Here is a 7,925-nt window from a genome sequence, read left to right as displayed (position 1 = left end):
GCGACGCGCGCCACCAAATCGCGCCGTAGCTAGCGCGGCTTGGTTGGAAGGCCGAGGGGGCCCGTTACCCCATCTACGCAACCGCTATGCAGGAGGCGTGCCGTTGAGCGCGAGCACGTGGCCGGCGAGATAGAGCGAGCCCGTGATCAGGATGCGCGGCGGGACTTCGTAGGCGAGCCGCGACAATGCGCGCAGCGCGGCTTCGATGCCGGGCATGATCTCGACGCGCATGCCGAGGCTGCGCGCGGCATCCGCGAGCCGGTCGGCCGGCATCGCATTTTCCATGGCCGGGATCGGCACCGCGATGATGTGGCGGGTGAGGCCGGCGAAATTGGCGAGAAACGCCTGCGCGTCCTTGTTAGCCATCATGCCCGCGATCACCACCAGCGGTCGCGACACCCGCTCCTCGAGATCGCCAAGCGCTGCGGCCGCCACGCGGCCGCCCTCGGCATTGTGCCCGCCATCGAGCCAGATTTCGGAGGCCTGCGGTCCCCAGCCGAGCAGTGCGCCCGAGGTCATGCGCTGCATCCGTGCCGGCCATTCGGCGCCGACGATGCCGGCCTCGTAGGCAGCATGGTTGATCTTGAACGCGGGGATCGCGCGCAGCGTCGCGATCGCGAGGCCCGCATTGTCGAACTGGTGACGACCGAACAGGCGCGGGGCCGTGAGGTCCATCAGGCCGCGATCGTCCTGATAGACCAGGCGCCCATGCTCGACGCTCACGTGCCAGCTTTCGCCTGACGCAAACAGCGGCGCGCGCATGCGCCTGGCCTGCGCCTCGATCACGGCCATCGCTTCCGGCGCCTGCTCGGCCGAGATCACTGGCACGCCGCGCTTGATGATCGCCGCCTTCTCGCCGGCGATCGACGTCAAGCTATCGCCGAGGAAATCCATGTGATCCATGCTGATCGGCGTGATGACGCTCGCAAGCGGCGTCTCGACCACATTGGTCGAATCGAGGCGCCCGCCGAGGCCGACCTCCAGCAGCAGCACGTCGGCCGGGTTTTGCGCGAACAGGTGGAATGCGGCCGCGGTCTTCAGCTCGAACACGGTCGCGGGCTCGCCGGCATTGACGCGCTCGACCTCTTCCAGCGCCGCGCGCAGCTCGTCGTCGCCGACCAGCACGCCGCCACCGGCGCGGCCGAGGCGGAAGCATTCGTTGATCCGCACCAGATAGGGCGAGGTGTAGGCGTGGACACGGAGGCCTGCTGCCTCCAGCGTCGCGCGGAGATAGGCGAGCGTCGAGCCCTTGCCGTTGGTGCCGGCGATGTGGATCACCGGCGGCACCTTGCGCTCGGGATGGCCGAGACGCTCGAGCAGACGGTGCATCCGCTCGAGGCCAAGGTCGATGCGCTTCTGATGCAGGGCCGACAGCCGCCCGATCAATTCATCGAGCGACGGTTTTTCGCTGTTGGCGGGCAGCGTCACGCGTGCGGCGCGGCCGGCGCCACCTCGGAGGCCGCCACGATCTGCGCCGCGTTGGTGACCTGCGGCGCGGATTTCGGCGCGCCTTCGAGCGCAGGCGACTTGGTCAGGATGCGGCAGAGCCGGGCCAGCGTCGGACGCAGATCGTGACGATGCACGACCATGTCGACCATGCCGTGCTCCTTCAGATATTCGGCGCGTTGAAAACCTTCCGGCAGCTTCTCGCGGATGGTCTGCTCGATCACGCGCGCGCCGGCAAAGCCGATCAGCGCGCCGGGCTCGGCAATTTGCACGTCGCCAAGCATCGCATAGGACGCGGTGACGCCGCCGGTGGTCGGGTTGGTGAGCACGACGATGTAGGGCAGCTTTGCCTCGCGGAGCATCTGGACCGCAACCGTCGTGCGCGGCATCTGCATCAGCGACAAAATGCCTTCCTGCATGCGCGCGCCACCGGACGCGGCAAACACGATGAACGGCGACTTCTTCTCCACCGCGAGCTCGAGCCCGCGCACGATCGCCTCGCCCGCGGCCATGCCGAGCGAGCCGCCCATGAAGTCGAAATCCTGCACCGCGACCACGACGGCCGCGCCTTCCAGCTTGCCGTAGCCGACCTTGATCGCGTCGTTGAGGTTGGTGCGCGCGCGGGCATCCTTGACGCGGTCGACATATTTCTTCTCGTCACGGAATTTGAGCGGATCGGCCGTGACCTCCGGCAGCGCAACGTCGAACCAGGTCTCGTTGTCGAAGATCGACTTCAACCGCGCGACCGAGCCCATGCGCATGTGATAGTTCGAGCCGGGGATGACGAACTGGTTGGCCTCGACATCCTTGTAGAACACGAGCTGCCCGGAATCCGGACACTTGATCCACAAATTCTCCGGCGTCTCCCGCCGCAGCATGTTGCGGATTTTTGGCCGGACCACATTGGTGAGCCAGTTCATGGTTTGCTCCGATTAGCGATCGGTCTTAGCGATAGGTCCTGCCGATCGCCCGAGGGATATATGGCGGCCGGGGCGTCCCCCGGCAAGCCGCCGTTTGGTCCGCCGCCATTTGGTCCGTCTTGGCAGCGGAATTATGGCTATTCCGCCGCCTGCTGCGCGCCCCGGACGCCCTGCGCCAGGGAGGCCACCAGATCGGCAACGGCGTTAACGGTTTTGGCGGTGGCACGCCCCTGCGAATCGAGGCTCGCTTTCAGGGCATCGACCAGCGCCGTGCCCACCACCGCGCCGTCGGCATGCGAGGCAATGGCGCGCGCCGTATCCGGCGTGCGGATGCCGAAGCCGACGCAGACCGGCAGCCTGGTATGGCGCTTGATGCGGGCGACCGCCTCGCTCACGGCCTTGGTGTCGGCGGCCGCCGCACCGGTGATGCCGGTGATCGAGACGTAGTAGACGAAGCCCGACGTATTCGCGAGCACGGCCGGCAAGCGCTTGTCGTCGGTCGTCGGCGTCGCCAGGCGGATGAAGTTGAGACCGGCCTTCAGCGCCGGCTTGCAAAGCTCCTCGTCCTCTTCCGGCGGCAGGTCGACGATGATGAGTCCGTCGACGCCGGCCGTCTTGGCGTCGGAGAGAAACTTGTCGACGCCGTAGATGTAGATCGGATTGTAGTAGCCCATCAGCACGATCGGCGTCGCGTCATCGCCCTTGCGGAAGCCGCGCACCAGCTCCAGCGTCTTCTTCAGCGTCATGCCGCCGTTGAGCGCGCGCAGGCCCGCGGCCTGGATCGACGGGCCGTCCGCCATCGGATCGGTGAAGGGCATGCCGATCTCGATCACGTCGGCGCCGGCCTTCGGCAGCGCCTTGATGATCTCGAGCGAGGTTGCGGGATCGGGATCGCCGGCCATCAGGAAGGTGACGAAGGCCGAGCGGCCCTGCTTCTTCAGCTCGGCAAAGCGGGTGTCGATACGCGTGGTCATGTTTCTGCAGTCGCCGTGCTATACCTCTCCCCTCCGGGGAGAGGTCGGCTGCGAAGCAGCCGGGTGAGGGGGATGGAGAGGTTCAAGTCCAGGGCCCGAAGGCTTCGCGAGTCGCAAACGAGTGCGGAGGCGAAGCTTTGGCAGGCGCTGCGCAACCGGCGGCTCGCCCGCTGGAAGTTTCGTCGCCAGCATCCGATCGACCGATATGTCGTCGATTTTGTAACGCTCGATGGAAAGCTCATCGTCGAGGTCGATGGCGGGACGCACTCCACCCCGGTGGAGATCGAGCGCGACAAGGTCCGGACCGAGGCTCTTGAAGCCTGCGGCTTTCTTGTTGTTCGGGTCACGAATACCGACGTGTACGAGAACATCGAGGGCGTGCTCGAGATGATCGAAACCTCATTGCGGTTCGAGTGAGCGGATAGACCCCTCACCCGGCTGCTTCGCAGCCGACCTCTCCCCGACGGGGAGAGGTGAAGAGAGTGCGACACGCGTCTCACTTCTTCTTGCCCTTCAGGATGTCGCCGACCTGCGGGACGTCCTTGTCGCCGCGGCCGGAGAGATTGACGACCATCAGGTGATCTTTTGCCCGCTTGGGCGCGAGCTCCATCACCTTGGCAATCGCATGCGCAGGCTCGAGCGCGGGGATGATGCCTTCGAGCCGCGACAGGAGCTGGAATGCTTCGAGCGCCTCGTCGTCGGTTGCCGAGAGATATTTCACGCGGCCGATCTCATGCAGCCAGGAATGCTCCGGGCCGATGCCGGGATAGTCGAGGCCGGCCGAGATCGAATGCGCGTCCTGGATCTGGCCGTCCTCGTTCATCAGCAGATAGGTGCGATTGCCGTGCAGCACGCCGGGACGACCGCCGGCGATCGACGCCGCGTGCAGCTGCGTCAGCCCATGGCCCGCCGCCTCGACACCGAAAATTTCGACCGAGGGATCGTCGAGGAAGGGATGGAACAGGCCCATGGCATTGGAGCCGCCGCCGATGCAGGCTACGAGCGAGTCCGGCAGGCGACCCTCGACCTCCTGCATCTGCACCCTGGTCTCGTTGCCGATCACCGACTGGAAGTCGCGCACCAGCGTCGGATAGGGATGCGGGCCTGCGACCGTGCCGATGCAATAGAAGGTGTTGTGCACGTTGGTGACCCAGTCGCGCAGCGCCTCGTTCATCGCGTCCTTCAGCGTGCGCGTGCCCGACTGCACCGGAAACACCTTTGCGCCCAGCATCTCCATGCGGATGACATTGGGCTGCTGCCGCTCGACGTCGACCGCGCCCATATAGACCACGCATTCGAGCCCGAAGCGCGCGCACAGCGTGGCGGTCGCAACGCCGTGCTGACCGGCGCCGGTCTCGGCGATGATGCGCTTCTTGCCCATGCGGCGCGCCAGCATGATCTGGCCGAGCACATTGTTCACCTTGTGCGAGCCGGTGTGGTTCAGCTCCTCGCGCTTGAAATAGATTTTTGCACCGCCAAGATGCTCGGTGAGACGCTCGGCGAAATAGAGCGGCGAGGGACGCCCGACATAGTTCTTGAGATAGCCGTTCATCTCGGCCTGGAAGGCCGGATCGGCCTTGGCCACGGCGTAGGCCTTCTCCAGATCGAGGATCAGCGGCATCAGCGTTTCGGCGACGAAACGTCCGCCAAAAATGCCGAAATGGCCGGCCTCGTCGGGGCCGCTGCGGTAGGAGTTTGGTTTGGCGATGTTCATCGTACGCTCAACTCTTGGGTGGCGCGGCTTGCGCGAATGAAGGCTTTGATCATCTCCGGATCCTTCACGCCCGGGGCGCTCTCGACACCGGAGGACACGTCGACGCCGCCCGCGCGGGTGACGCGCAGGGCTTCCGCGACGTTCTCTGCATGCAGGCCGCCCGAGACCATATAGGGCACGTGCAGATCGAGATTTTCGAGCAGGTGCCAGTCGAAGGGCGCGCCAAGCCCGCCGGGCCGTGTCGCATCCTTCGGCGCGCGCGCATCGAACAGGATCCGGTCGGCGACCGCGGCATAGCCGGGCAGCACGGCGAGATCGGCCGCGGTCTCGACCGGCACCGCCTTCATCACCGGACGGCCGAATTTCTGCTTGATGTCGCGCAGCCGGGCGACGCTCTCCTTGCCGTGGAGCTGCAGGATATCGGGCGACAGCGCGTCCATGATGTTGTCGAGCGTCGCGTCGTCGGCGTCGACCGTGAGCGCCACCTTCAGCGCGCGCTTCCCGACCTGGCGGCCGAGGTCGCGGCCCACCTCCAACGACAGGTGCCGCGGGGACGGCGGAAAGAACACGAAACCCACCATGTCGGCGCCCGCGTCGAGCGCCACTTCGAGCGTCTCGCGCGTGGACAGGCCACAGATTTTGACGAGCAGGGACATGGTCTCAAACAGCGTGGAGGCCGCCGGCCGGCGGCGGGAAAACGGGTTTTCGGTGCGGCCGCTTCTACAACGTCGCGCGCTGCTTGTCTCGCCCGACCGGGCCGTAAAGGCCGGCGCCCGAGGGAGCCGGCAGGCGCTGCGGCTGGTAGCTTTGATCCTGCCGCTGGTCCAGCCTGGCCGCGGCCTCAGAGGCCCGCAGGCCGGCCAGTTCGGTCCGCACGGTGCGCGCATCCGCCTCATGCCGGCGGGCGGCGCGACGCCAGCGCCGCTGCCCGAACCATACGGCACAGCCGCCCGCAAGGACCCCGAGCGCGGCCACGAGGATCAGAAGCAGGAATAGCGGCAGTGCAATCGACAAGGCCGGGTCGTTCGCCATGAAGGGGTCGAAGGAGACCGTGACGACATGATGGTTGGCGACCGCAAAGACGATGAGGATCAGGCCCAGCGGAATCAGGATCAGCGCGGTCAGGAATTTTCGCATGACGCTTCGCTCGCCTTGGAATCAAGCCTGTGGCCGCATCATGCGGCCACGCTGGAAAGCCCGGATGTCGGCCTATTCTCCGCCGGGATCCGGATGGTCGCGGTTCAGCCGCTCGCGCATTTCCTTGCCAGTCTTGAAGAACGGAACGCTCTTCTGGTCGACGGGCACATGGGCGCCGGTGCGTGGATTGCGGCCGGCGCGCGCCGGGCGATGCTTCACTGAGAAGGCGCCGAAGCCGCGCAGCTCGACGCGATCACCGCGGGCCAGGGCCGCGACGATCTCTTCGAGAATCGCATTCACAATGTTCTCGACATCCCGCTGGTAGAGGTGCGGGTTGTGCTCGGCGATACGCTGAACAAGTTCGGATTTGATCATCGAGAGATAGGACCCGGGAGCGTGCGGATGACCATTTCCGTGAAAATGCCTTGAACTGTCAAGACGCTAAATCAAGATTGGGTGACGGGAATTTGCGTGACAAAGGTCGAAAGACGGGCCTGTCACAGTACCCGCCGGACGGGAAAACCTTCCCGCCCTCGCCCGGTTCCGCTTCAATTCGATGCGGCCGGTTGCCACAGTGCCAGCATCCCGTCCAGTCCGAGCCGATCGACCGCCCGAGCCACGCCGCTCTGCTCGATCTGATGCGCAATCGAGCTCAAACCGAGCGCTTCCAGCGTCATTGCGGCGGCAGCCCGCAGGAATGACAGGTCGCCGAGGCGCGATTGAAGCTTGTAGTCGCGTACCGGCAGGCCCTTCTTGACGCCCTTCTGCTCGACGAGCCAGGTCACGGCCGTCTTCTCGTCACCCAGCTGATCGATCAGCTTCAGGTCGACCGCCTGCCGCCCGGTGAAGACCCGGCCGTCGGCCACTTTTTCCAGCTGCGTGTCATCCATGCCACGCCTTTCCTTCACCAGACCCTTGAACCAGGCGAAGGAGTCCTTCACCAGCGCATCGAGCGCGGCGCGCGCTTCGGGGCTGGTCGGCTCAAAACCGTTCGGCGCGGCCTTCAGCGGCGAGGATTTCACCTCCTCGACCTTGACGCCGATGGTCTTCAGAAGCTCGGCAACGTTCGGATACTGGAACAAGACGCCGATCGAACCGACCAGCGAGCTCTGCTGGGCGATGATGTGGTCGCTCGCGATTGCGCTGATATAGCCGCCGGAGGCGGCGAGGCCTTCGACGACGACCACGAGCGGCTTCTTCGCTTTCAGCCGCACCAGCGAGTCGTAGAGCTGCTCGGAGCCGGCCGTGGTGCCTCCGGGCGAATTGATGTGAACGATCACGGCGGCGGCGCGCGAATTCTCCAGCCGCTCCAGCGCCTCGACGCGTTCAGAATCGCTGCGGATCAGGCCGTCGATCTTGACGCGCGCGATCGCGCCGGCCGAGGTGAACGTCCCGCGCGTACCGGGCGCGGCCACCAGCGCAATACCTGCGATCGCAACGATCGCAACCAGCGCGGCGGCGACGCGCCAGAAGGTCAGCTTGCGGCGGATTCGTCGGCGATCGACGATGATGTCCGAATCGAGCGACATCGAAAAATCTCCAAATATGGGCCGCGCAGGTTTTGCAGCCACAGCGTGACCATCGGCTTATCTGGATACATCAATTGCGACGCAATTTGAAGAAATGAAGGCCTGTCCGGGCTACGAACTACGGGGCAATCGGGATAGGGGGGAGCCTCTCAGCTCCGCCCCTCCCACACCACCGTACGTACGGGTCCGTATACGGCGGTTCGGT

General features: G+C 65.6%; 9 protein-coding genes. 1 reads left to right on the top strand and 8 read right to left on the bottom strand.

The window, feature by feature from the left end:
• Positions 1–84: 84 nt before the first annotated feature.
• The 3 genes from JQ632_RS38560 to trpA all read right to left on the bottom strand — a co-directional run bounded on the left by JQ632_RS38560 (position 85) and on the right by trpA (position 3,340).
• Complete coding sequence (locus tag JQ632_RS38560) at positions 85–1,428, bottom strand: folylpolyglutamate synthase/dihydrofolate synthase family protein (protein WP_212407945.1); 1,344 nt, start codon at positions 1,426–1,428, stop codon at positions 85–87.
• The gene (gene accD / locus JQ632_RS38555) at positions 1,425–2,366 is read right to left on the bottom strand and encodes an acetyl-CoA carboxylase, carboxyltransferase subunit beta (protein WP_212407944.1); all 942 of its coding nucleotides are present in this window, start codon (positions 2,364–2,366) and stop codon (positions 1,425–1,427) included. Before accD ends, JQ632_RS38560 begins: the two co-directional genes overlap by 4 nt.
• 137 nt (positions 2,367–2,503) lie before the next feature.
• The gene (gene trpA, locus JQ632_RS38550) at positions 2,504–3,340 is read right to left on the bottom strand and encodes a tryptophan synthase subunit alpha (RefSeq protein WP_212407943.1); all 837 of its coding nucleotides are present in this window, start codon (positions 3,338–3,340) and stop codon (positions 2,504–2,506) included.
• A gap of 72 nt (positions 3,341–3,412) precedes the next feature.
• Between trpA and JQ632_RS38545 the strand changes: the two genes are divergently transcribed.
• Positions 3,413–3,757 (top strand): endonuclease domain-containing protein, encoded by a 345-nt coding sequence (locus JQ632_RS38545; protein ID WP_212407942.1) that lies wholly within the window; start codon positions 3,413–3,415, stop codon positions 3,755–3,757.
• 79 nt (positions 3,758–3,836) lie between these two features.
• Here the strand turns inward: JQ632_RS38545 and trpB are convergent, their stop codons facing one another.
• The 5 genes from trpB to sppA form a co-directional block, all read right to left on the bottom strand.
• Entirely contained in the window at positions 3,837–5,054 is a 1,218-nt protein-coding gene (gene trpB / locus JQ632_RS38540) for a tryptophan synthase subunit beta (protein WP_212407941.1), read from the bottom strand.
• Complete coding sequence (locus JQ632_RS38535) at positions 5,051–5,710, bottom strand: phosphoribosylanthranilate isomerase (protein ID WP_212407940.1); 660 nt, start codon at positions 5,708–5,710, stop codon at positions 5,051–5,053. Before JQ632_RS38535 ends, trpB begins: the two co-directional genes overlap by 4 nt.
• A 64-nt stretch (positions 5,711–5,774) precedes the next feature.
• A complete protein-coding gene (locus JQ632_RS38530) occupies positions 5,775–6,191 on the bottom strand; it encodes a lipopolysaccharide assembly protein LapA domain-containing protein (RefSeq protein ID WP_212407939.1) in 417 nt (138 codons plus the stop codon).
• 72 nt (positions 6,192–6,263) lie between these two features.
• Positions 6,264–6,566, bottom strand: coding sequence for an integration host factor subunit beta (locus JQ632_RS38525; RefSeq protein WP_140980679.1), 303 nt, complete (start codon positions 6,564–6,566; stop codon positions 6,264–6,266).
• 173 nt (positions 6,567–6,739) lie between these two features.
• Positions 6,740–7,720, bottom strand: coding sequence for a signal peptide peptidase SppA (gene sppA, locus JQ632_RS38520; protein WP_212407938.1), 981 nt, complete (start codon positions 7,718–7,720; stop codon positions 6,740–6,742).
• Between the last annotated feature and the right edge of the window lie 205 nt (positions 7,721–7,925).

Origin of the sequence: Bradyrhizobium liaoningense, from assembly GCF_018130955.1 — a bacterium.
GTDB classification, from domain to species: Bacteria; Pseudomonadota; Alphaproteobacteria; order Rhizobiales; family Xanthobacteraceae; genus Bradyrhizobium; species Bradyrhizobium liaoningense_C.
The sequence above is the reverse complement of the archived record's forward strand: the minus strand, read 5'-3'. Positions and strand labels throughout refer to the sequence as shown.

Coding starts and splice junctions, on each gene's coding strand:
- accD (WP_212407944.1), bottom strand. CDS start 2,366: ATGAACTGGCTCACCAATGTGGTCCGGCCAAAAATCCGCAACATGCTG.
- trpA (WP_212407943.1), bottom strand. CDS start 3,340: ATGACCACGCGTATCGACACCCGCTTTGCCGAGCTGAAGAAGCAGGGC.
- JQ632_RS38545 (WP_212407942.1), top strand. CDS start 3,413: ATGGAGAGGTTCAAGTCCAGGGCCCGAAGGCTTCGCGAGTCGCAAACG.
- trpB (WP_212407941.1), bottom strand. CDS start 5,054: ATGAACATCGCCAAACCAAACTCCTACCGCAGCGGCCCCGACGAGGCC.
- JQ632_RS38535 (WP_212407940.1), bottom strand. CDS start 5,710: ATGTCCCTGCTCGTCAAAATCTGTGGCCTGTCCACGCGCGAGACGCTC.
- JQ632_RS38530 (WP_212407939.1), bottom strand. CDS start 6,191: ATGCGAAAATTCCTGACCGCGCTGATCCTGATTCCGCTGGGCCTGATC.
- JQ632_RS38525 (WP_140980679.1), bottom strand. CDS start 6,566: ATGATCAAATCCGAACTTGTTCAGCGTATCGCCGAGCACAACCCGCAC.
- sppA (WP_212407938.1), bottom strand. CDS start 7,720: ATGTCGCTCGATTCGGACATCATCGTCGATCGCCGACGAATCCGCCGC.